The 25,162-nt window shown below is 32.3% G+C and carries 28 protein-coding genes; all 28 read right to left on the bottom strand.

The window, feature by feature from the left end; all coding sequences use genetic code 11:
- Positions 1-7 precede the first annotated feature (7 nt).
- The 28 genes from B5X81_RS17885 to B5X81_RS17750 all read right to left on the bottom strand — a co-directional run bounded on the left by B5X81_RS17885 (position 8) and on the right by B5X81_RS17750 (position 25,087).
- Entirely contained in the window at positions 8-619 is a 612-nt protein-coding gene (locus B5X81_RS17885) for a hypothetical protein (RefSeq protein WP_079493586.1), read from the bottom strand.
- A 456-nt stretch (positions 620-1,075) separates the two neighbouring features.
- The gene (locus B5X81_RS17880) at positions 1,076-2,701 is read right to left on the bottom strand and encodes a mannitol dehydrogenase family protein (protein WP_079493584.1); all 1,626 of its coding nucleotides are present in this window, start codon (positions 2,699-2,701) and stop codon (positions 1,076-1,078) included.
- A gap of 73 nt (positions 2,702-2,774) precedes the next feature.
- Complete coding sequence (gene uxuA / locus B5X81_RS17875) at positions 2,775-3,845, bottom strand: mannonate dehydratase (RefSeq protein ID WP_079493583.1); 1,071 nt, start codon at positions 3,843-3,845, stop codon at positions 2,775-2,777.
- Positions 3,846-3,917: 72 nt separating this feature from the next.
- The gene (locus B5X81_RS17870) at positions 3,918-4,148 is read right to left on the bottom strand and encodes a glucuronate isomerase (protein WP_079493581.1); all 231 of its coding nucleotides are present in this window, start codon (positions 4,146-4,148) and stop codon (positions 3,918-3,920) included.
- A gap of 29 nt (positions 4,149-4,177) precedes the next feature.
- Positions 4,178-4,873 (bottom strand): GntR family transcriptional regulator, encoded by a 696-nt coding sequence (locus tag B5X81_RS17865; protein WP_330397408.1) that lies wholly within the window; start codon positions 4,871-4,873, stop codon positions 4,178-4,180.
- 257 nt (positions 4,874-5,130) lie between these two features.
- On the bottom strand, positions 5,131-6,141 hold the full coding sequence (locus tag B5X81_RS17860; RefSeq protein WP_079493580.1) for a zinc-binding alcohol dehydrogenase family protein: 1,011 nt from the start codon (positions 6,139-6,141) through the stop codon (positions 5,131-5,133).
- 119 nt (positions 6,142-6,260) lie between these two features.
- Positions 6,261-7,271: a 3-dehydro-L-gulonate 2-dehydrogenase gene (gene yiaK, locus B5X81_RS17855; protein WP_079493578.1), complete on the bottom strand. Its 1,011-nt coding sequence runs from the start codon at positions 7,269-7,271 to the stop codon at positions 6,261-6,263.
- 32 nt (positions 7,272-7,303) lie between these two features.
- Positions 7,304-8,581, bottom strand: coding sequence for a TRAP transporter large permease (locus B5X81_RS17850; protein ID WP_079493577.1), 1,278 nt, complete (start codon positions 8,579-8,581; stop codon positions 7,304-7,306).
- A complete protein-coding gene (locus B5X81_RS17845; RefSeq protein WP_079493575.1) occupies positions 8,578-9,081 on the bottom strand; it encodes a TRAP transporter small permease in 504 nt (167 codons plus the stop codon). The genes B5X81_RS17850 and B5X81_RS17845 overlap by 4 nt, the downstream gene beginning before the upstream one ends.
- A gap of 21 nt (positions 9,082-9,102) precedes the next feature.
- Positions 9,103-10,101, bottom strand: a complete 999-nt coding sequence (locus tag B5X81_RS17840; protein WP_079493574.1) for a C4-dicarboxylate TRAP transporter substrate-binding protein — start codon at positions 10,099-10,101, stop codon at positions 9,103-9,105.
- 161 nt (positions 10,102-10,262) lie between these two features.
- Positions 10,263-11,267, bottom strand: a complete 1,005-nt coding sequence (locus tag B5X81_RS17835; RefSeq protein ID WP_079493572.1) for a hypothetical protein — start codon at positions 11,265-11,267, stop codon at positions 10,263-10,265.
- Positions 11,268-11,605: 338 nt separating this feature from the next.
- A complete protein-coding gene (locus B5X81_RS17830; RefSeq protein ID WP_079493571.1) occupies positions 11,606-12,136 on the bottom strand; it encodes a class I SAM-dependent methyltransferase in 531 nt (176 codons plus the stop codon).
- Between the two features lie 169 nt (positions 12,137-12,305).
- Entirely contained in the window at positions 12,306-12,866 is a 561-nt protein-coding gene (locus B5X81_RS17825) for a hypothetical protein (RefSeq protein WP_079493569.1), read from the bottom strand.
- A gap of 346 nt (positions 12,867-13,212) precedes the next feature.
- Positions 13,213-13,941: a Fic family protein gene (locus tag B5X81_RS17820; RefSeq protein WP_079493568.1), complete on the bottom strand. Its 729-nt coding sequence runs from the start codon at positions 13,939-13,941 to the stop codon at positions 13,213-13,215.
- Between the two features lie 312 nt (positions 13,942-14,253).
- On the bottom strand, positions 14,254-14,847 hold the full coding sequence (locus tag B5X81_RS28180) for a nucleoside triphosphate pyrophosphohydrolase (protein WP_244282149.1): 594 nt from the start codon (positions 14,845-14,847) through the stop codon (positions 14,254-14,256).
- Between the two features lie 206 nt (positions 14,848-15,053).
- A complete protein-coding gene (locus B5X81_RS17810; RefSeq protein WP_079493566.1) occupies positions 15,054-15,365 on the bottom strand; it encodes a hypothetical protein in 312 nt (103 codons plus the stop codon).
- A 359-nt stretch (positions 15,366-15,724) separates the two neighbouring features.
- On the bottom strand, positions 15,725-16,261 hold the full coding sequence (locus B5X81_RS17805; protein ID WP_079493565.1) for an immunoglobulin-like domain-containing protein: 537 nt from the start codon (positions 16,259-16,261) through the stop codon (positions 15,725-15,727).
- A gap of 353 nt (positions 16,262-16,614) precedes the next feature.
- Entirely contained in the window at positions 16,615-17,439 is an 825-nt protein-coding gene (locus B5X81_RS17800; protein WP_079493563.1) for an alpha/beta hydrolase, read from the bottom strand.
- Positions 17,440-17,716: 277 nt separating this feature from the next.
- Entirely contained in the window at positions 17,717-18,208 is a 492-nt protein-coding gene (locus B5X81_RS17795; protein WP_079493562.1) for an AAA family ATPase, read from the bottom strand.
- 309 nt (positions 18,209-18,517) lie between these two features.
- Positions 18,518-19,039, bottom strand: a complete 522-nt coding sequence (locus tag B5X81_RS17790) for a DNA topology modulation protein (RefSeq protein WP_079493560.1) — start codon at positions 19,037-19,039, stop codon at positions 18,518-18,520.
- Positions 19,040-19,276: 237 nt separating this feature from the next.
- Complete coding sequence (locus B5X81_RS17785) at positions 19,277-19,843, bottom strand: GNAT family N-acetyltransferase (protein WP_079493559.1); 567 nt, start codon at positions 19,841-19,843, stop codon at positions 19,277-19,279.
- A gap of 347 nt (positions 19,844-20,190) precedes the next feature.
- A complete protein-coding gene (locus B5X81_RS17780) occupies positions 20,191-20,337 on the bottom strand; it encodes a type II toxin-antitoxin system RelE/ParE family toxin (RefSeq protein ID WP_079493557.1) in 147 nt (48 codons plus the stop codon).
- Positions 20,331-20,510 (bottom strand): hypothetical protein, encoded by a 180-nt coding sequence (locus tag B5X81_RS17775; RefSeq protein WP_079493556.1) that lies wholly within the window; start codon positions 20,508-20,510, stop codon positions 20,331-20,333. The genes B5X81_RS17780 and B5X81_RS17775 overlap by 7 nt, the downstream gene beginning before the upstream one ends.
- Positions 20,511-20,637: 127 nt before the next feature.
- Positions 20,638-21,204: a GNAT family N-acetyltransferase gene (locus B5X81_RS17770; RefSeq protein ID WP_079493554.1), complete on the bottom strand. Its 567-nt coding sequence runs from the start codon at positions 21,202-21,204 to the stop codon at positions 20,638-20,640.
- 276 nt (positions 21,205-21,480) lie between these two features.
- The gene (locus B5X81_RS17765) at positions 21,481-22,020 is read right to left on the bottom strand and encodes a hypothetical protein (protein WP_079493553.1); all 540 of its coding nucleotides are present in this window, start codon (positions 22,018-22,020) and stop codon (positions 21,481-21,483) included.
- 295 nt (positions 22,021-22,315) lie between these two features.
- A complete protein-coding gene (locus B5X81_RS17760) occupies positions 22,316-23,152 on the bottom strand; it encodes a PHP domain-containing protein (RefSeq protein WP_079493551.1) in 837 nt (278 codons plus the stop codon).
- A gap of 380 nt (positions 23,153-23,532) precedes the next feature.
- Entirely contained in the window at positions 23,533-23,886 is a 354-nt protein-coding gene (locus tag B5X81_RS17755; RefSeq protein WP_244282147.1) for a VOC family protein, read from the bottom strand.
- A gap of 304 nt (positions 23,887-24,190) precedes the next feature.
- A complete protein-coding gene (locus tag B5X81_RS17750) occupies positions 24,191-25,087 on the bottom strand; it encodes a GNAT family N-acetyltransferase (protein WP_079493548.1) in 897 nt (298 codons plus the stop codon).
- Between the last annotated feature and the right edge of the window lie 75 nt (positions 25,088-25,162).

The raw sequence follows: 25,162 nt of genomic DNA, 5'->3' as shown, positions 1-25,162 counted from the left end.
AGTATATTTAACAACCTCCACAAACACAGGCCCCTTCCATTTCACAATTTAGACATTTACAACATGCTCTAACATTACCATCGGAAATAAAAGTTATTAATGTATTACGATTTTTCCAATCTACAGGATCATTCCAGATTTTTTGGAAATATTGGTCTCTATCAGGAGATACTAGTGCTTTTCTTAAAACGTCTATTGTATCATCTGTCCATGCCATTGCAATAATACTATTATTATCACAACATATTTCTGTCTCCTTCCCACTTCCATCAGGGTACAGTACTTTAATTTTTACTGTTTTAACTTCAGGTCTCTCTTTATCGAAACATAAACCATACATTTTATCATCAGTAACACAAATAATAGCAGGCTTCTCTTGACCATCCCATATTTCTTCTATTGATGGTAGTTCTTTCATTTTGGAGTAAAATGCTTCTACCGCAACATCATTCCATACAATTGCATTGATTCCTTCTGTTATCAGCTTTATAGTCTCCTCTTTGAGTGTGCCATCAATGTACCGAACACTCATAACCATATCGATGATAATTCCCCTATCATATTTTGTTTTTCCAAGTGCCTGTCTTAATGTCCCTTCATTTTTACGCTCATTTTTCATTATTGAAACCTCCTTTATATTATTAAATACTTTTATAGTATTCTAAAGCACTGGAATATCGTATAATATTTACGTACTTACGACGTCATCGAATCAGACCTACAAAGCTCTTCTCCATGACAATCCGACTCAAAAGAAAATATTTTAAACAAATGAAACTGTTAATATTAAGAAAGGGATAATAACTAGAATACTTAATGATAAAATAATTATAACCATATTATACCATTATTTTGCATATCCGAGATCTCTTTTTAAAAAATATTAAAACCTATTTTACTATTACTTGTTGTTCTGACTATAAACCTTCTTACATAGCAAATCCACGACCAATACATTGATATCGATCGTGGATTTCAAAAATAGAAAGAATCCGCAGCTAGTTACAATAGTAAGCATAAAATGATTTTTCCTATACAAACCTTAAAATTATTTTTTGATGTATAAATTCACCTTTCAATTTTTTTCGCTATAAACATATTTTTTCAAAGTTGCTCTAACTGCACCTTTTGATGCTATTAGTTCTTCAAAATAATTTTCTACAATTTCTCCTAAACCTATTTCATAAAGATTTACACCAAAAATTTTAGCGTTGGATAATATAGGTTTAAGCTGCCTATGGAAAGGGCCTTTGTCTCCAAGGGAAATTGATTCAACATAAGGTGTTAATTCTTCCAAAAGAGGATCTGAACTGAGAGCCATTTCATTTCCCTCATTATCAATCCCCATTAAGTATCTACACCATCCTGCCAAGACAAGTGGAATAAACCTTAAATCCATTACATTTAAATCTTCTCTTTTCATATATGCCTTTATTGTTTCACCAAAACGAATTTTTAATTTTTGAGAAGTGTCAGTTGCAATTCTTTGTGGTGTGTCTGGCATAAAAGGATTTGGAATTCTTACATTAATTACTTCATCAATAAATTTCTTCGGATCAATAATTTCAGGATCTACAACTACAGGAAGCCCTTCTTCATATCCTATTTTTTCTACAAGCTTTTTTAATTCAGAAGCTTCCATTTCCTTTGAAATCAAGGTATATCCTAGTAAGCATCCATATATAGCAAGGGCTGTGTGAAGAGGATTTAAACAAGTGCAAACCTTCATTTTTTCAACTTTATCAACTGTTTCCCTATCAGTAAAAATAATCCCAGATTCTTCAAGATTGGGCCTGCCATTAGGAAACAAATCTTCAATAACAAGATATTCACATTCTTCTGCGTTCACAAAAGGTGCAATATAAGTATTTTTTGATGTGATTACAGTCTCTACATCTTCAAACCCATCTCTTTTAAGCATCTCCCTTACACTGGGGTCTGGTCTTGGAGTAATTTTATCAATCATAGACCATGGAAAGGATACATATTTAGGATTATTAATATAACTATCAAAATCTTCCTCTACGAGTCCTTTTTCTACCCATTTTTTAACAAACTTACTAACGGACTCATAAAGTCTAGTCCCATTATGAGAACAATTATCCATACTAACTAAGGCAAGAGGTTGCTTTCCATTTATAAATCGTTCGTAAACAAGGGCAGCTAATTTACCAATATAGCTTACTGGATTCTTAGGGCCATTATTAAAGTCTTCTAGTACATCATATAAATATTCACCCTTGGCATTTTGTAAACTATATCCCTTTTCAGTTATTGTAAAGCTTACCATTTGTAGACTCGGATTTATAAAAATTTCTTTTAATCGCTTCCAATTTTCTTCATTTTTTGAATCCACAACCAATGATTCTACAATACTTGCAATAACTGTTTTCTCAATATTACCATTAGCCTTTAGAGTAACAAGTACTCCAAGGTTTTCATATGGCTTATAAACCTTCTCTATGATTTCATAATCAAACCCCTCTGCCACAATAATTCCTCTATTACTTTTTCCTTCATTTAAAATATTTTGTTGAGCATTTGCAATAAATCCTCTAAAAATATTTCCTGCACCAAAATGTATCCAGTTAGGATTTGTTTTGGTATTTTCTTTTACTTGCTCAAGATTAAATTTTGGAAGATTAAAACCTGCTTTTTGCCAAGCATCAACATCCTTTAGAGTCTCTATATTTAATTTCATTTTATTCACCTTCTTTATTTCAGATTACATTTCTAGATTATTAAGTAAGCAAAAATCGTACTTATATAACTGACTATTTTTTAGCTGATTTATCAATTGCTTCCCATAAACCGTTTAAATATGCTGCTCCCAAAGCCCTATCATATAATCCATAACCTGGCATAGCTTTTTCGCCCCAAATCATTCTTCCATGGTCAGGTCTTATAGGACCCTTCATTCCAATATCGTATAAAGCCTTTACAATCTCATACATATCCAAAGAACCATCCGATGAAAGATGAGCTGCTTCATCAAACTTTCCTGGTCCGTGATGAATAAGATTTCTAATATGAGCAAAGTGAATTCTTCCTTTGAAGCTTCTTATAATATCTGGAATATCATTATTGGGATTAGAGCCTAAAGATCCTGTGCATATTGTTAACCCGTTATTTTCTATAGGAACTGCATCAAGCATTCTTTGAATGTTCTCTTTATTGTTTATTATTCTTGGCAAATTAAATACAGACCACGCAGGATCATCCATATGAATTGCCATCATAATTCCATATTTTTTACAAGTTGGCATAATGGCCTTTAAAAAATATACAAGATTTTCAAACAATTTTTCTTCATCTACATCTTTATACATCTCAAATAGCTCTTTTACCCTTGCCAATCGTTCTGGTTCCCACCCTGGCAATTCAAATCCATTAGAATTTGACTCCATTTCCTTAAACATACTATCAGGGTTTATTTTATCAATAAGCTCTTGATCATAGGAAAGGACTGTAGACCCGTCACGTCTTATCTTAGCAAGATCAGATCTTGTCCAATCAAATACAGGCATAAAATTATAACATACTAAATTTATGCCCTCTTCTCCTAAATTTTCAAGAGTTTCAATATAGTTTTCGATGTACTTATCCCTTGTGGGAAGACCGATTTTAATATCATCGTGAATATTTACACTCTCAATACCACTAACCTCTAGTCCTGCTAACTCTACTTCTTTTTTCATTGCTACAATTACTTCTTTGCCCCACACTTCCCCAGGTTTAGAATCATAAAGGGTTGTAATAACACCTACGCAACCAGGAATCTGTCTTATTTGTTCTAAGGTCACGCTATCATGCTTACTTCCAAACCATCTTAGTGTCATCTTCATATTCTTGCCTCCTTATCCTAGTCATAATAAATAGTTAGTAAAATTAGTTTTAGACTCTATATTATGATATCTTTAAACTCTAAAATATCTTCTTGCATTATTTAAACAAATATCTTCTACAATTTTTCCTACTTGCTTTAAATCATTTACATATTCTCCATTTTCAATCCAAATTCCAATAAGATTACACAATATTCGCCTAAAATATTCATGTCTTGGGTATGAAACAAAACTTCTTGAATCAGTAAGCATTTCAAACTGTGTCTTATTTATCTCTTCACTGGATTGAAGGTTTCCTGGCATACCCTTTGCTTATTTATAAAGTTTTAATTTTAAGTATTTTTGAAATAGCTAGGATATCTTTCTTGAATTAATTTTATATCAAGCTCATAGCGAGTAAGATGTTTTTTAATAACTTTCTTCGCCATTTCTTTATCTCTTTTCTTAATTGCTTCAACAATATCCCTATGGTCATCTACAATCTGCTTATCTTTCACATTTACAGTAGATAGGCTAAGATTTCGAACTCTGTCAAAATGTATTATGAGTCTTTCTAACATGTCATAGGTTCTTTCCTTTTTGCAAATTATAAAAAGCTGCTTATGTAATTCATCGTCTAAACAAAGCAACTTATGTGACAATGAGTTCTTAAGATAAAGTTCCTGAAGCATTACATTTTCTTCAAGTTTAGCAATATCTTCCTTTGTTGCCACATCACAAACCAACTCAATAATAGCTGTTTCAAGTACCAACCTTAAAAATCTAGCCTCCTCAACAAGTTCTGTATCAATTAACGCAATGCTACTTCCTTTTTGAGGAAATATTTCTACAATTTGAGTCTTGCTCAGTTCTATAAGAGCTTCACGTACTGGAGTTCTGCTTAATCCCATTTTAGAGGCCAGTTCCTTCTCACTAACACTACAACCTGGAACCAAATTTATCGAAACAATATTTTCTTTTATTATACGTAAAGCATAGTCTCGAGCACTTTCTTTAGCATGTCGCTCAGTAATATTCATATCATTCATATAACCACCCACCTACCCATTATTTCTTAAAGCTTTAAAAGCTCATTTAAATTTATTTTTTTCATATTAGTTTCTTACTATTATAAAGTATTAGTTTTTTATTTTCCAGTCATATACTTTTCTATTATACTATTGGATGCTATTTATAATTCTAATATACGTACTATATATAGATATCAACCTTCACACATTATTTTATCTCTGGTTTTAAATAAATTTAAAACTTAAAGGAATTGCATAATTTGGATTCAATTAAGTTAAAAAGTTAATACAATTTTTCTAAACTGTTTACTTGCAATTACATCAAATGCTTTCTCAATATCCTCAAAATGAAAAACATGTGAAATCATATCTTTCGGTTGAATAATATCTCTAGCAAATAAGTCAATTACTTTTTCAAATTTATCATGTTGTAATCGTGAACCAATAATATCTAATTCCCTAGCTGTGATTTTAAATTGTGGAATTTCTGAAACTCTGGTGTCAAATCCCATTAGTACAACCCTTCCTGCATTACCAACAATATCTACTAAAAATTCAAAGGATTTAGGGTTACATACTGAGTCAATACAAATTGTCGGTCCATAGTTTTCAGAAGCAGCCTGTATCTCTTCTTTTAAAGTAGGACTTTTCCCATTGATTGCATAGGTAGCACCTAAGTTTTTTGCCTGAATAAGTTTCTCTTCTTCAATATCTACAGCTATAATTTTGCAGCCAAAGCTTTTAGCTACTTGAATAACCGTTGCACCCAATGCCCCTGCACCATATACTAGTAAGGTATCATCTTTTTGGAGTCTTCCCCTGCTGCAGGCTTGAAAAGCAATAGTAAAAGGCTCAATTAAAACAGCTGTTTTAAAATCTAAATCCTTTGGAATTTTATACGCCGATGTTTCTGGTACCGTAATATATTCACAATAACCGCCATCAATATTAACTCCTCTCACCTTTAAATCAACACAAACATTATCTCTGCCATGCTTGCAGGCATAACAATTATTACAGCTCTCAGTTTGTTTAATAATTACATGATCCCCAACTTTAAATTTTGTAACAGATTTACTAATTTCTTCAACTATTCCCGTTACCTCATGTCCAAGAATTCTAGGATAGGTTGCAACTGGTGACTGGCCTGAATATATACTAATATCACTACCGCAAATACCAGCAGCCTTAACTTTTATAAGTATTTCATTATCCTTCTCTAGTCTTACTTTTGGTATTTCAACAACAGATATATTATTAGGTTTTTCAACTCTCAATGCTTTCATCACAATGCCTCCATTAACTAGACTTTCACTTTTACTATAACTTTTTTAACTGCATTTACTTGATTTATTACATCATCATATTTTCAAAGAAGGGATAGGCCAAATGCCCATCCATATATTTAAAGGGCTTTAATTTCCTCCCAAACACTATCATCAACAAAAATACCTTTAGCATCATGTTCTTCTCTAAATTTCACAAAATCTTCACCCGGTGTAAAGATTCCAGTTGAATTTTCTGATAGCTCCGAACTTTTTATGTGTTCAACAGCTTTTTCAATTGTAGTTGCCATATCTTTTTCATCAGTAATCTTCTTAGGGTCAATAATAATCATAACTTGTGATGCTCCACCACAGCTTCCTTTTCCTTTTTTGTCTAAATCAGGAGCTCCGATACCATCTGTTAAAACAGAACCTAAAATATCTAACATAAAAGAAAAACTAGAACCTTTCCAATATCCTATTGGCATGATTCTCATAGATTCTTCTATTGCACCGGGATCATCTGTAACATTTCCATCCTTATCAAACCCTCCTGGAAATGGTAGTTTTTGGCCAGCTAATCTTGTTACTTGTAGTTTCCCATAAGAGTACTGTGATATTGCCATGTCTAATTCAATTGCTGGCTTACCATTAACCCCTGGCACCGCCATTACAAAAGGATTATTTCCCAGCTTGCATTCTTTTCCACCCCATGGTGGCATGCAGGATTCAGTATTAGTCCACATAATAGCAATATACCCTCGATTAGCTGCATGTAAACCATAGGTACCACCACGCATCCAATGGGTAGTATTTTTTAGACCAACCATTCCAATACCATATTTATCTGCAAGCTCCATACCTTTTTCTACACCATATAAAGCATTCAAAACACCTGGTCCCATATTCCCGTTATAAATTTGTATCCCACCAAATTCTTTTTCCAAAGTTGGCTCAGCTTCTACATCAACCCAACCCTTTTTAATATAATCAACAAATCGGGCAACTCTATTTGTCCCATGTGAATAAATACCATCATAAGTTGATTCTGTATGAATTCTAGCACAAGTTTCTGCTTTTTCTTCACTGAGTCCATATTTCATAAAAACCCTTTTAATTTCGTTCTTAATTTCGTCAAATGTTAACCTCATATTTTATTCTCCTTTTTATATCTTTTTGATTTTTAACCAAAAACCATATTTGGTAAAAATAATACTATTTGTGGGAAAAAAGCCAATATTCCTAACAAAACAATAACAGCACCTAAAAATAAAATTGATTCTTTCGTATATGTTTCAATTGGGCATCCTAATATCGAACATGTAGTATACATTGTAACCCCTATAGGTGGAGTCATTCCTCCCATGGTTACTAAAATCATAAATAGGATACCAAAATGAACTGGATCAAAACCTAAATTTGTTATAATAGGTAGAAAAATTGGAGTTAAAATCAATACATTTGCAGTTGCTTCCATAAACATACCTACAATAAAAACAAAAGCTAATATAATAAATAAAACAACATAAGAATTTGATGATACGTTAATTATTAAATCTGCTAATGTTTGAGGAATTCTTCCAGTAACCAATGCATAACCAAAAGCATTAGAACAAATAATGATTAACATAATTACCGCTAAATCCACTGCAGTCTGTTTTAAAACATTGATCATCTTTTTCATCGTCAATTCTTTATAAACAAACATGCCAATAATAAATGCATATACCACAGCAAAGGCACCTGCTTCAGATGGTGTAAAAATACCAAAACGAATTCCAACAATTAGTATAACAGGAAATAGTAAAGCCCATAGGTTCTCTACTAATCCTTTCAAAATTTCTATGAATGTTGGTCTTTTTTCTGTTTCTCTAGCATATTTTCTTTTTCTAGAAATGACATTCACTGTAGTCATAAAAACAATCATCAATAAAACACCAGGCACAATTCCTGCCAAAAATAACCTACCTATAGATACTTCACCTGTCACCCCATATAAAATAAGGCCAATACTCGGAGGTATTGTAGAGGTAATTAACCCCCCCATAGCTAAGATAGCTGCAGTAAAGCCTCTAGAATATCCTCTTTTTTCCATATCTGGACCAAGTATACGACTTTCCATTGCAGCATCAGCTGTAGCAGAACCTGAAATACCTCCCATTAATGTACTCAGAACAATAGAAACCTGAGCAAGACCACCATACATATGTCCAGTAAGTACTGTTGAAAACTTTATAAGCCTCTTAGTGATTCCAGTTTCATTCATTAAGTTTCCCGCAAGAACAAAGAAGGGGACTGCAAGTAATGAGAAAGATTGAGTACTACTTACCATTTTTTGGGCAATAATTTGAAAAGGCACGCCTTCACTAATAAAGAAAAAGAGTGTAGATATACCAACAGCAAAGGCTACAGGCATTCCTATAATCAATAGTATAGTAAAAGTTATAGCTAATATAATCATATGGTTTCCCCTCCTTCCTTGTCTTCTTGAATAATACCTCTATAGTCATGTTTTATAATGTTGCTGATATATTCTACCAACCTTTTGGTATTAGTGTATAACATAAGCAAACACCCGATAGGTGCACTAATTGTAACAAAGGAATAACTTATTGGCAGTGTATTAAAGGTTCTCTGAAAATTGATTATTGATAGATTTGCTCCATAGTAAGTAATAAATACCAAGAAAAACATAATCAATATACTATTAAATAAATAAATTGCATTTCGTACTGGCAGAGAAAACCTATTTACCAGTATGTCAACACCCATATGTCGTTTATGGCGCATGGCCAGGTCTGCTCCAATGAAGCAGACCCAAGAGAATGTCAATTGGGCAAAATCAACTGACCAAGACATATCTATACCAAACCATCTTAATGTTGCCGCCGTAAAAACGAGTAATATGAGTATTGAAAGACCTACACATACAGTTATTTCTTCAATACGTTGAATTTTCATATTAAAACCTCGCTTTTAGAATTATCTTCCTAACTCTTCATCAATTTTATCTTTAAGTTCTCTATAGCCTAAAGCATCGTAAGCTGATTCTGCAGCTTCTTTAAATGCTTCAATATCTACATCTACAACTTCTATGCCACCTTCAACAATTGTTTGTAAATATTCTTCATTCTTTTTTATAACAATATCTGAAGCATATTTACCTGCATTATAAGATTCTTCCGTTAATATATTTTGATATTCTTCAGGTAATTTTTCAAACCAATCATTAGAAATTACAAGCCCTGTAAGTAATTGAAAATGTCCTGTTTCAGAAAGATAATCAGTAACTTCATAGATACTTGACCCTGCTGCTGCAGAATTATGTACTTCAACACCTTCAATTACTTTTTGTTGAAGTGCTTGATAGGATTCTGACCATGGAAGTACTGTAGTATTTGCTCCCATTGCCTCTAATGACTTAGTTACTACATCTGAACCAGAACTTCTGATACGTAATCCATTTAAGTCTTCTGGTTTACTAACTGGTGATTTTGTAAAAAGATTTCTACTACCTTGATAATAATTAAAAGATAGCACTTTAAATCCATATTCTTCAAATTGTCCTGCTAAATCTTTATACACTGATGTTTCCATTAATTTTAAAGCATCTTCATAATTATCTGCTAAATAAGGTCCACCTAAAATTCCAAAATCCTTAATATAATTACTCATACGACCTGGATCTGTAATAATTCCAACGCTAGCACCAACTTTTGCTTGTTCTAAAACGTCTTCGTCAGCCCCAAGCTGAGAACCTGAGTATAGTTCCACTGCAACCTTTCCATCTGTTTTTTGCTCAACGTTTTCCTTGAAAACCTCAAGCCCCTTATAAATAGGATCTGCCTCAGTTAATACTGTACCTACTTTAAGCACATAACTTTCCTTTTGAACCTTTTCATTTTTTTCTGCTCCACCACAAGCTGTCATTGAAACAAGTAAACCTAAAATCAAAACAATTGCTAAGAATTTTTGTTTCATTTTTAATTCCTCCTTGATCTTTTATACTAGTATACTAACACATTAGTATTTTAATGTCAATATTAAAAAGAGCTCTGATTATTTCTCTAGAGCTCTTAAGTATAATTTTCTGAAAGGCTATATAACAAAAACCTAGATATTTATATTTTTATATAACGCTTTTAGATTCTATTCATCTTCTCTAATTCTCTAAGTTGTTCACTTAAAACACTAAAATGTATGACAAATATATTTTCATCGGGTATGTAAGTAATATAATGATTCCTTACTTGACTCAACTCTTCTTTATTGAGGGAATTAGAAGGCATAATAATTTCTAAACTACCAGATTCATCTACTAAAATTGCACTTAGATAATCTTCTTCATATAAGGGTGTTAGAAGATTTAATATATTTGACTTTGGCATCTCCTCTTTCTTTGCCTTTTTTATTTTTTCTAAATGCCCTTGTATTATTAAACCTTTTTCTTTATTACTACCTTCATCATTCATTTGTAAAATTTCAAATATCTTATGATTTTCTAGTACTTCTGTTTCCTCTCTCAACCATCTCCTTTTCCTATAATTTGCTGAGTCTGCTAATGTTGATTCATATGCAACGTCGTTCATTAAAAAAATTGCTGCTAAATCATATTTATTATTTGTTTCTTTAGATGCTCTTAAAACTATTCTTAAATGAATATCATCTATTCTCTTTGTAAAAGATGTATCCCCATATTCATTACTACTTCGCTTAGAAGTATACCTAATTAATTCCTCATGGGTGTTTTTGTACAGCCTGCTGTTTCCATACAGTCTACCTGCTAACTTTATCATATCTGCCCATTTATCTTCAGTTATAGGTTCAGAAATTGATTTGCTAACCATTGGGTTTTTTGGAAAGAAGGATAATTGTAATGACTTCATATTTTTATTCCCATAGCTGCCTATAAAACTGATAATTTTATCATTATCCTTCTCAAGTCTATATACTTTATGTCCCTCACCAAAGGAATCGGACTCTGTGATTTTCCATTTTAAATCTTCTGAAAGCAAAACTTCTTCAATATCTTCACTGGAAAGAGGAAAATCATATTGAACTTCTTCCACTGCACAGCCATTAATAATACCCAATATCAATATGAAGATAGCAACAAACATTTTAAATTTTCCATTAATAATATTCACACCTATCCCCTCCAAATCTTTATACAATTTTCTCATCATCAATATAAAACTTTGATATAGCATTTCACCTTTAGCTGCCTACTCCTTTAAAATTTTTAAATTTAAACAAAAGTTATTTCCTATATTCTGACTCTAAGTATATAGAATCTAATTCACCTATATTATTTTCGTCTATTGTACTAATTGAGTACCCTATCAATTTTATGGTATTCTATAGCACCAGCAAGTTTTTTCTGTAAAATATTACAGTTTGAAAGCCATTTTCTTAGATGACTTTTATTTTCACTTATTACATCATACTTATATTCTAACTGAATTTTTACTTCAAACTCTCTGTTTTATAACTCTTTAAAAATCAATTCCTTTTGCCAAAATCTTTTCAAATCTTCATAATATACAGATGGAAACAACTGATATATCCACCATTTTGACATATCATGTATTGCTATATTGTGCATTTTAAAAATCCCATCTTTTTTTATTACTCTACCTACTTCATCTAATGCTTCAGACTTGTTTTCAAAATGATGAAACGCATAATTATTTGAAATAAAATCAAAATAGCTACAATCATATGGAAGTTTCTCTGCCTTACCATTCGTAAATAAAACATTATCAACCTTAGCTTTTGCTTTGTCAAGCATTTCCTTAGACAAATCTAACCCATGCCACTCAATATTCACATGTTTAAAATGCTTAATTTGGTTATCTAAATAAATTCCTGTCCCACATGCTAAGTCTAAAACTGCGTATTTACCTTTCTTACAACAATTAATATAATCTTTTAAATCACAATCCAACTTAATATCATGTCTAAATTTATTTTTATCATACCTTGCTGAGATATTAGAATAGTCGGTTTTCTTCATTCTGTAAACCTCCTTATACACTTGTATATATATCCCATTATTACTATTAGTTTTTACTTTGCCTATTCTTTTGATTTATCTATAAAGAACTGCTAGCAACATGTGTGCCTTATGTCATATAAAGGTGTGGTGCACATTTACCCCACTCTTTATATAAATCTCTTTACAATTAATTCATCAATAATTCTTCTATTACTTTGCTATTACTTTTGAATTCGACCGCTTTCCATACAAAAAGAAATATTTTCTTAAATGTTACATCATATTCATAATCTACTTCTTCTGTTTCAAAGTATTTACCATCCCAATAATCTTCATTACTTAGAACCTTTGCTTTTCCAACTATTTTGCTTTCAACTAAATTTTTATTATAATTAATAATTTCTGCATCTGACTTTACATATTTAAACACCATTGCATCAGGCTCACTTCTTATTTTAGTCATCCTTTTTACCATATGATCACGTATATCATTCTTGTAGTAATATTGATTTTTATTAAGATAAATTTTACAGTCTTTATCAAAGTAATTATCAAGTTCATATATATTATGATTCAATCTGTTTACAAAGTCATGTGCTTTAACAAGGACTATACTTTGTACTCCATATTCAATCCCAATTCTATATTTACTAGTAAACAACTCTATGTCCATTTTATACTTGAAGTAAAAACTCATTATCAAAAATATAATCACTACAGCTAATATAATTTTAATCTTTTTTTTCAAGCTTCCACCTCCTACCACCCAGATACAGCTAATATCTTACTCTATTATCTACTAGTCATAATGCTTTTATATTTATTTGACCATTAACTTTCCTAAAAGGAATACCCCATAATAAATGAGTCAATTTCATCTAATTGCGACGTGCCTGAACTGGACCTCGAAGCCGTTCTCCTTGGCGATGGTTACACCCGATAAAAGGGATGTAGTGCATCTGAACTACTCGAAAAATGCGCCTCAGTGCACCTTTATGCAAACATTTTGTTTATCTGAAGTCAAAACTTCGACCCTATATTTCGACATTCTCCACAAAACAACTATAGTTCCCAATATTTCATGGGAACTATTATTATAATAAACTCAAATATAAATCTATACTATTTTCTATTTCTTGTTTTACAATAGTTATAAAATAAGAATAATCTCCTATTGTATGAGCTTTATCAAGTGCTTCATAATATTCTACTCTTCTATTATTTTTTATTACTATTGGTGGATATCCTGATTTCATCAATTCTAAATTTAATAATAATCTTGCTGTTCGTCCATTACCATCTATAAACGGATGTATTTTTACAAACTCTCCATGAACACGTGCTGCTCTTTCAATTGGATTCATTTCCTGTACTTCTTTGGAATTGTACCAGTCGATAAATTGACTCATTAATTCATTAAGTAATATATAATCTGGTGGTATGTGCATAGCTCCTGAAATAATGACATTTTGATCTCGATATATTCCTGTATAATTATCATTTATACCTTTCAGTACTATACTATGTATGTTCTTAATCTGCCATTCTGTTAAAGGTTCTTCATTTTTTACTATTTCTTCAACATACAATATAGCTTCCTTATGATTAATAACTTCAAGATGTTCTCTTAAAGTCTTTCCTCCTATTGTAATACCTTCTAAAACTACTTTAGTTTCAACTAATGTCAATGTATTTCCTTCTATTGCATTTGAATTATATGTCCAATCAAGTAATAACTTCTCACGTATACTTTTTACTGTCTCAGTCTTCAATGGTCTTAAACTATCCAATTTTCTTTTTTTATCTTCAATATTCTTAAACATACTATCACCACAATGTCTTTTTCTTTATTTTACCCTATTCTTATATTTATGTCTATCAACCCTAAGTTTTGATTTTAGATAACAGTTTGTATTTGCGACGTGTCTGAACCAAACCCATAAAACCTTTCTCCTTGGAGGTACTTGCACCTAGTGAAGATATGTAGTGCATATGACTTACCCCAAAAACGTGCTCTCATACACCCTTGCGCTAAATACGTTGTTATATGATGGTTGACTACTCACGTAGCCATTCCCAAGTAAAGTTTTTATCTCCATTTTTGTACAATTTTGATTTTATAAACTCAAAATATCCTATCTTTCCCTTGTTTCGATAAGTAATATCTTCTTATCAAAACCGCCTCTTTTTTCTCTCTTCTTTTGCCTTAGAGATTCAATATCCAAATAATTCACATCTTTATTTGCAGCTATAGCATATACAACTTCCATAACATCTGCAAGTTCCTCTATATCTCTACTTTCTATATATTCTTCACATTCCTCTATTAACTTCTCGCATAAACACTTTTCATACTCCTTATTAGATAGTTCTTTGATAATCACATCCTTACCATCTTGATTACAAATCTCTGGTATTTTATCTCTCACAAGTTTATTGTATTTTACTGCTTTATTTTCTCTATTTGTACAATATTTCTTTTCCTTATGTTTTTTTCCCTTACCCCATTCTGCATCTAAATCCAATTCAAACTTTGCTGCTATCTCAAAAAGTATAAATAACATATCATATACCTGATGATTAAATTCTTCCATGCTATCTAAAGATGTCTCTTTCAAAATACTAAATTCTTCTCCAAACATAGAAAACAAGATACTTATATTTTCATCTTGAGCATTGATTTCCTCCATAAATCTCTTTGCTTCATCTCTATATTGATTTAGACCCAAAACAATCACTCCCTATTATTTTAGTCAACTTTCTTATACGTTTCGGCTTGCCGACGTGTCTGAACTGGACCCACAAGGAATACGCTTGCTCCCAGTGAAGGCATGTGCTACGCTTGCCCTAAAAACGTGCTGTCCATAGTAAAAGGATAAGCTTTTGTTATGTAAAGTTGTCAACTCAGCTTAATTACCATTCCTTAATAATACTTTCATTCTTTTAATAAATTATTTACCCAATTATAGCAACATTCAAGTTCATCCTTCATGTATTCAAAAGAACTTTTCCTAATTCCATCATCTTTTGATAGAAACTGAGGATCTCTTAATCTCCATCCTCCTGCTCTTAATGGGAAATGAATTCCTATATTAAACTTATCTTTGTTAGCTTCTGAAATCAATTTCTGTATATCAATATCATCTTCTAATAAACATGCTTCAACCCCATAAAAATTATCTTTAAAATCCCTTATGTGCTTATCACGATTATAATGACTATATTGACCTATCATGAATCTTCTCATTATAATTCTCCTTTGCTATTTACTATAACTTGGTTAACACTACTCTGTCCTAAGTTAACCTCCGAAATGAGTTGACAATTTTATATAACGTGCAAGCATTCCCGACACCCTCAACCCTTACAGGCTCGTCCAAGCCTTAGATAGCTCTTATCTTAGGTTTGGACGAGCCGCTTTGTTGAACCTGCTAATCCGCACCCTTGCAGGAATGCTGTGTTATCTGTCGGATGGCAACTTCCTGTTCAGAGGCGCCATGGACGGCAGCCCCTATAAAAAACTACGGAAAAGTTATCCTTTCCTGTTGCATAATATATAAATCATATGACTTAATAACAGTAACCAATTATGCTTATTTTGTTTGGTTAGCAAATTATAAACTCCACAACCAAATAGTAATTATCATATTCCCCTGACCCTCTAAAATCTTGTATATCTTTCACAATGCGGTATTCACCTGTGTCTAAACTTCCATAGAGCCACTCCCAATCGACTGCCCATTCGCCATCATCTCCAGAAGCCAAATCATAGCCAATATCATTAAATCCGTAGTTGCCATCAATAGCTACAGGAACCTGATACCAACTTCCATTAATTTTCTTTTCCAACCAAAAGTATTCGCCATAGATACACTGACTATTAGAGTTATTCTCAATTGCTAATGTCAAACCACTAGAGGAAACTGTTCCTTCCTTTAGAGTCATGGTAACGCCATCAAAGTTGTTCACAGTTTCATATGTTGTCGGTTCCCAGTCTGTTGTCTCAGTAGGCTGGTTTGAAACAGTTTCCGTTACGGTGTCTTCTGTTCCTTCCGCTAAATTGCTGTTACTATTATTTCCGCATCCAACTAAGAGTGCCAAACTTATAGCCATACAAACAGATAGATGTAGATATTTTTTCATTCTATCACTCCTTCCACTTATTAGGCGTCAAATATATAAGAAAAGTTCCTGAAATTATATAAATATACTTTACTTCGTTATTTCCCACTAATTTTCAGAATAGCTGATTCTTCACTATTACGATAAATTGGCATATTATACATTTCATTCTCCTGCGCCAGGACGGCGTAGCCATTGCGCTATCTGTCATATAACGGTCCCGGACTCACAGAGTCTGTCTCCATGTCAGAGTTTCGCTCTCGGTGAAGGTGTGTTGGTTGCCGGATGCATTTGCTCCGAAGCAAATGCATCCGACAACCCAAGGTACGCATGCTCCCTGCCCAGGCCCACCGTGCCGCAGCATAAGTGCTTTGTTAGGCGACGCCAAGATGTTTCCTTAGAAACTCAATTGTTAACTTTATAATTTCACATGTTCTTATGCTATCATTATATATATCAAATCCATGTTCACCATTTGAGTGATTATATAAATCAAAGTCAATATTTAGTTCAAGCAATTTATAAATGAAATTATCGATTGATCTATTAATAACGGGGTGATCTAATCCGGCTCTTGCGATAAATAATGAAGGAAATTCATTTTTAACATTGATCAAATAAGCTAATGGCGAAAATTCTTTCAGCTTTTCATATGTAATATCCTCTGAAAATTCTTCTTTACGATGTTGTAAGTCTAGATATCCATAATAGCTAACTAAGCACTTAATATTTAACTGTCTATTCTTTAAAACGACAGAAACTCCATAGGGTACTCCTGCCGAAAGCGCCCAAAGCCCAACCATGTCTTTATTTATATTGAGCCTTTCTGCATTTTCTTTTACATATTCTATTGCATCTTCTATATCATCCCCTACATCTCTCATTCTTGTAAGTCTATAAGAAGATCTATGGTTAAATGTGACTGCAATAAGACCTGATGCAGCAATTAGTTGCCCTAATGAAACATATTGTCCTGAATCCTTGATGTTCTCTAATATTTCAGCAGGACCATCTCCATGAACCAAGATAACAGCTGGATATTTGAGATTATTGTCAAATTCTAATGGCATGTAGATATCCATTTTTAACTTCATATCATTGGTGTTCTTATACACAATATTTCTATTCACATCAACACTTTTCATATTATTAACTTCATAGACAATTCTTTTCTTTAGGATTTCTTCAATTTCATTCATAATATCCTCTCCATTCTTGAGTTAGAATTACAAAGTAGGTGTCGCCTAATGCAGTCCCTAACTCGGGTGCTGAGACGGTATGACGTGGCTCGCTCTTTAGTTGACTCCTACTCTGATTTTCCCTATTGGAGACCCTACCACGTCCTTGTGTGAACACGTTGTTATCTGACGGATGAGGACCCACTTGTTCAGAGTGCGACAGGACGTCGCACCCTTAAACTTCCCACCAAAAATGTTACTTACTTCATTTTATATAAAAAGGTATATTATTATAGCATCACATCTCTATAATATTTAATGCTATTTTTGCTGCTTCATTTTTAGACAATGAGGTAACATCAATAATGCTGGCCCCAAGTTTATAATAATTATCCATTGAATCAGGAAAGTTAGCTTGTTCATCTCTTCTACCGTCTAATTTCATTCTCTTCATATGCTGTTCTTTAGCACAAACAAGAGCAATTTTTCGTATATCAAGCGTTAAATCAGATAACGGTTCTGTAATCAAGTCAAACATCCACATACTGTTCATTACCCAACTAAATAATACAGTATGAATATCTTCATTTTCTAAATATCCACGTAAAACTCGTAAAAATGAACCTTCTACATATTTCTTTTGTTCTGTTGTTTTTGGTATCCATGGATGTATCATCCAACACCAATCCGAATCAAGCCATGCACATCCATTTATTGATTTAAATAATTCTTTACATAATGTAGTTTTGCCTACTCCTGGTGCTCCAGTTACTAAAATAAATTTCTTCACATTTCTCCCCTCTCATAATACATAATCTTCGTAATATAAAACTAGTCTGGAACAGTAACCTCTTCGAAGACCGTCCCGCATTTTTCCGCACAGGACGTGTGGCATCTTCTCCTCATCTGTCTGATAACGTTTATGTGTTTACGACGTTTCTGAGCTGGACCTTATAAGAATACGGTCTTGGCGGTGATTGCACCCAACCAAGAAATTTGGTGCGCAATGACCCCAAAAACATTCTTCTGCGCACCTTTACGCTAAACACGGTGTTAGGTGATGTTTTACCTCGCCTTAAACTCTCATATAATATAATAATCAAACATTACTATTCTTCCTTACCATACTAATAAATTCTTCCACTTCTTTTCTATTTTTAAATACGAAAACATTCCTTTCTTCAGAATATTGCTTTATCTTTTTATGAATTGTCTTTCGTTTTTTATAGGGAAAAGTTAAAATCCACTTAATAAATTCCCAATCTAACTTCTCTTTACATCCTTCTGTTATATCTGGTCTTGTTTTTCCTTCATACATAAATCTTCTTTTAATAACACCCGATAAACATAACCATAAAGGAAAATCTAGAAAAATAATTGTATCTGCTTCTTTTAACCTCATTTCCATTGTACTACTATAATTTCCATCAATTATCCATGAATCTAAAGTAATAATACTTCCTATCTTTTCTTTTAGTTCTTCTCTTGATATACATTCCCAACCTGGTTTCCAAAACAGCTTATCTAAATGAAATAATTTAATACCTATTATTTCATTTAACCTACGTGCAAGGGTCGACTTACCTGCCCCTGCCGAACCAACTATCATTATTTTTTTCATTATGCATAACACCTCATACTTTCATAAGTAAAAATGCTACCTAACGTCTCGGCTTTCCCAAGTGCCTGAACTGGACCCGTAAGGAATGCTCTCTTGGCGAAGCTTGCTCCCAGTGAAGGTATGTGCTACGCTTACCCTAGTAACTTACTTTACGCAACGAACTGCAAGCTTTTATTATACGTCCGTACAGTCAAAACAATCCCTAAAATTATCTTTAATGAAAATTTATACTAAACTCTAATCCATTTCATCATTTAGTAACACCATATGTATATGATCTTGCCATTTCCCATTTATTTTCAAATATCTCTTTGCTAATCCTTCATTGTAAAAACCAAGTTTTTCGACTACTTTTAATGATGCAATATTGTTAGGAATAATATTACCTTCTATTCTATGAAGTTTTAAATCATTGAAAGCATATTCTACTATTCTTTTTACTCCCTCAGTCATATATCCTTTATTGGTTTTACTTTCATCTATTCTATAGCCTAAAAAACATGATTGGAAACATCCTCTCACAATCTCATTTAGAGCAATTGACCCTATTATATTATCAAACTCTATGTCTTCTTTTTCAAAAATCCATACTTTAAGAAGTTTTCCTTCTTCCATCTTTTTCAGCTCATCTTTGAGTTGCTGTTTTTGAAAATCTAAAGTATAAAACTCAGCTGTTTTGATAGATTCCCATCTATTTAAAAAATCAGAATTTCTATTGAAATAGTCTAAAACTTTATCCGCATATAAATCATCTAGTACTTTTAACACCAATCTTTCACTTTCTAGTTGTAACCCTTTCATCATATACAAATCTCCTCCTATACTACATATGACACTCGTATCCTATTAGGTGGCATATAACGTTTTGCATTTGCGACGTCTCTGAATCGGCCCAACCAAAACATACTTCCGTACACCCTTGTGCAAATATTTTGTTAGGCGCTGTAGCCAAAAAACCCCTAGTATGAGATTATACTAGGGTCATATATCAATAAGTCATTTTAAATTTTTAGTTATCCAATGATTTGAAATCTCTTTTTAAATGTACTAATGCAAGTATTTCTACATGTTCCTCAACAAGTTCATATATCATTCTATATGAAAATACAACAATTTCTCTTATACTTCGATCGTTAACTTACTCAACTATCTTATCCCATTTGCGGGAATGACTCAATATATTCTGATTTGTTAACAATCTCATTCACAACTTTTTTTGCATATATTTTTGAATCATGAGCAATATATTCATAAATGAGCTTTAGATCATTTCTAGCCAATCTAGACCATTTTACCATTTCTCAATTTCTTTCCTCACATCATCACTTGAAAGGTAATTCCCGCTTTTAATATCGCTTTGTCCACTTTTTATCTTATCCATAACATACAACTTATACATAATATCATCCATTGATACATCATCTGGTAAATTAGATATTATACGTATAGCTTCTTCTTTTATTGTTTGCACACTTATCACCTCACTAAAGATATTTCATCTATCTTTATAAGTATTATACACTATCATTAATAATCTATCTATACTTATGAAAACTCTTCATAAAATATAAAGATTATGACCTAAAACTAATAATGTATTACAAATAATTATACTCATTATGTTTATTAAATAAGCAATACTCCAATTGACAGTCACATGGCTCTTCAGCAACTAATTTATCATTATATTCCATCGCTTCCACACAGCCCATCGCTTTATAAAATGCCTGTGACTCTTCAGATGAATGCGTAGATATATAAAGCTTTTGAGCACCTATCTCTTTTGCTTTTTTACACGCAAGAGAAAATAATTTTTTACCTATTCCCATGTCACGGTTCTCGTAAGATATATGAATGCTTGAAAGTTGCAGATATTCCTTTTGTGATCCAAAAAACTGATTTTCGATAGAGGCAAATCCAACAAGCACATCATTATAGAAAGCACCAAATACTGTGCCACCTGTTTTTATAGTGTTTTGTAAACATTTAACCAGAATTTCATATTCATCTGAACCCCACTGTTCAGTAAAAGCAATTGCTTTTAATATCCATTCGCCATTTTCTTTGCGCCAACATTTCTTTACATCTTGATAGCGATTAAAGCTTGCGAATAAAGTTATGTCAATTTCAGTTTTTTTTAATTCTTTATAGTCAATTGTTTTCAATATAGATACCCCCGATTACATAAATAATATTTACTACACAAAATTCTACAATTCCGCAACTTCTTGCTTTCTATCAATCATACCTCATTGAATAGCCCCAATATCATCATTTCCTATAACGTCTCGACTTGCCGACGTGCCTGAACTGGACCATTAAGGAATACCCCTTGGTGCTGCTTTGCACCCATTGAAGGCGTGTGCTGCGCTTACCCTAGAATCTTCCTTAACGCAGCGAACTGCAAGATATTGTTATGCGAAGTTTTTATAATTATCCTTTCACTCATCGTTTGGTCCTTTTACTCCAGCTGTTCTTAAGGTTTTAACTAAGCCTACAATTCCATTAGATCCAAACAATAACCACAACCCCAAAATTGTTTTAATTATATAACCAATCATTTGACTTTTAGTCGTCCTTAATAGCATATCCCAATTTGCTATTATATCGTTTGATACTATTGTTTTCATATCAATACCTAATCTAATAATTTGTGGTATTGAATTTACTAATACTGTAATTCCAACAACTGAAAAAGCTATAGCTTGTAATTCTATATAATCTACCTTGACATTATTACTTGAATTTGTAGGTTCTTTTACCATATAACTTGATATTTTATCTGCAAAAACCCATAAAATAATGCTTAAAAATAAACTAATAATAAATGGCAAAAAGAAAAATACACTATTTTGTTCAATTTGAGCTTGGCTATTTGGATAAAAAACATAAAAGAAACTCTGAAAAGCTGTTATAAATTTGAAAAACATATAAATTGATATAATCTTACAAGACATCTTTGATATAACTTTATAATTCATCTTTTTCCCCCTCATGTTGTCTCTATTCGTAATTATTAAAACTTAAAACTCTTACCCCATACATCTTATATAAAATTATAAAAATTTTGTATAACGGTCTGCATTTGCGACGTCTCTGAATCGGACACACAGAGCCATTCTTCTTGGTGGAGCTTTACTCCCGATGAAGAAATGTGGTGCACCCTTGCGCTAAATGCTTTGTTATAAGAAGTGGCGATGTTTTTTGCTTTATAATCCTTCACATAATATAACAAATATAAACTTATCATAATGCTAATGCTCATTATCTGTATGGTTATCTTGAAAAAATATCCCCTAGCTTTAGCTTTTCAATTGGTATATTCATTTCACCAATTTCTGTATCTTCAAACTCACCATGGCAATCCGAACCACAAGTTATAAGTAAATTTCTCTCTTCGCAAATTTCAAGGCACACATTTGTAATATCTCTTATATGTGATGGATAGTAACATTCAATACCATCTATACCTAAATCAACAGTTCTCAACACTTCATTCTTAAAACTATCTATGTTAGTTTCTTTAATGACTTTACCTGGATGTGCTAAAACAGCTTTACCTCCAGCATTATGAATATATTTACAAGCTAGTTTTATAGATGGAAATTGTACACAATTATAGGAATGTTCATACTTTGAATACAACATAAATCCTTCAAATAAACTTTTCGTCAGACCTTTTTCAATAAAATAATGTAATGCTTTCCAACCGCCCTTTGTCTTATCATAAGTAAACCTCAAGTAATCCGGTAATGTTATACAGTCATAATCATGTTGCATTTTTTCAATTAGTTTTATATTAACTGCTTCTAACAAAATACGGTTTTGTTTAATAAAATCACAGAATTCTTCATCTTCTAAATTTACACCATATCCCAAAATGTGATAATTAATCCCATTATCAATTACATCTATCTCCACACCTGAGATACACTTTATATCATATTTCTCATAAAACTTCATTAACTCAACTGAACCATCGAGTATATCATGGTCTGTTATAGCTAATAGACCCACATCTTTATTAGATGCTTCTATTAGAATTTCTTCTGGAGACATTGTTCCATCAGAGTAAAAGGAATGAATATGTAAATCTGCAATCTTACCAAACATATCTATACCTCCTGCCTTTATTACAGATAATTCTTACTCAGCATTATTCTACAATTACATACCATCTAGTTTTTTTAATAAACAAGACCCCTAAAAACAACCTCGATATCGCCATTTCTTATAACATCCTGTTTTCACGAAACCGACGAACCGGACACACAGAGCCCTTCTCTTTAGAGGCGTGAGCCCGGTGAGACGGTTTGGCAGACACGCCCCATGAGCACGCCCGGAGCGTGAAAATTTTCTTCTCTGATGTAGAGGGTCCCGCAAAGCCTAGCCGCCATGGACGGCGGCGCCCCTAAAAACTTTGAAAGTCCACTTACTACATCATTTATAAACATTGAGAAAACAACTTCTGATTATGCTTATTTGCGGAAGTGTTATTTTTGTTTCATTCCAAAAGCAATCCACCGTCCGTCTATATCTTCTAACACAAATTCCATATTATTATAATCTGTCATATGGAGCGGACGAACAATTTTAGCTCCTTTACTTATAAATTCATTTTGTAATGCTTCTTGATTGTCCGTAATAAAATAAGCATCTTCCCCATAACCGTAGAGTTCCCTATTCGTGTGGACTTTTTCGTTATTTGCTTTAGTCAATACTATTTCCACATTATCACGGTAAAGGCATATGTGGGGTTCTTTTACATCTAAATATTTAACAATTCTGAATCCCATAATCTCGTTATAATACTTAGCGGTTTCTTCGATATTCGGTGTAGGAAACACCGCGAGTATTGAATGAAGAATTTTTTCCATACATAATCTCTCCTTTTTATGACACCTAATATAAATAATTAGTACTTCACAATATAATATAATTGTGAATAACAACCAGAGACGAACCCCAAGCATTTCGCGCCACGGATGGCTCGTCTTTTTGCTCTCCATTTCAGAGAACGTTTGAGGATTAGCGATGTCTCTGAACTGGACCTTCAGAGCTTTTCTTCGTAGGCAGTGCTTTGCACCCAGTGAAGAAATATCTGCTAATCCTATGTTATCTGATGTTTCCCACAAGACCTTAAAGATTTTCCTAACTACTTGTTTTTGTTAGATAACTTCTTGTTATACCATTATCTATAAATCCATTTCTAATATAGAACTTTTGAGCTATTTTATTATTTAATGCTGTATCTGTATGCAAATACCTATATCCTTTTTTCAAACAATATTGAATTATATGGTTTAAAAATTCTGTACCTAATCCCTTTCCTTTAACCTTCTTATCAATATCTATCCATACTAAATAAATAATATCTTTCTCACTTGATCCTGTAAGATTATCAATATATTTTATTTCTGCACTTCCTAATGCTTTATTATCCTCATCATATAATATGAACTTTTGTTTATTATCTTCTAACTCAGATACTCTAATATCCCTGTTATTTTGATATTCCAATTTCTTTTCTTTCATATCGCATATATAATAAATATTTTCATGTTCAATTTCAAATCCTTCTTCACATAATAGCTTACCTACATAATTATATTCCTCATGTAATTTACCATGATTCCCATTACAACTCATACCCATTGCGTGATAAAATGCATATATATCTTTAATATTATTTTCTTTAAAAAAGTCCAAGGATAAATCTAATAACACTCTCCCAATATCAATCCTTGTTTCCTCATAATATAGATTAAGTATAACTCCTATGTTAATATCTTTAGTAATTTTTCCTACTTCAGTAAAATGAAATGTAGGAATGTCATATTGTATAACCCCCTTAACTTGACCATCTTCTTGTATACCAAAAACATTATTAGTTCTAAAAACAGTCCTTCCTTCATACGTATCATCAAATAAAGACTTTATGAATAACTTATATGTAGTTCTGTAAAAATACGGTATGTTTTTCCTAATTTCATTCCAGTAATCAAATAATATATCTGCATTATCTCTGTTAACTTCGATAAATTGCATTACCTATACCCCTATCAATAACTACAATTGGTTTTAATGACCCATGAAACTGTTCCCGAAACAAGTGGGAAATGT

The sequence above is a fragment of the Maledivibacter halophilus genome (assembly GCF_900167445.1).
Lineage (GTDB): Bacteria > Bacillota > Clostridia > Peptostreptococcales > Caminicellaceae > Maledivibacter > Maledivibacter halophilus.
Note: the sequence above shows the minus strand (reverse complement) of the source record. Positions and strands in the feature narration are given on the sequence as shown.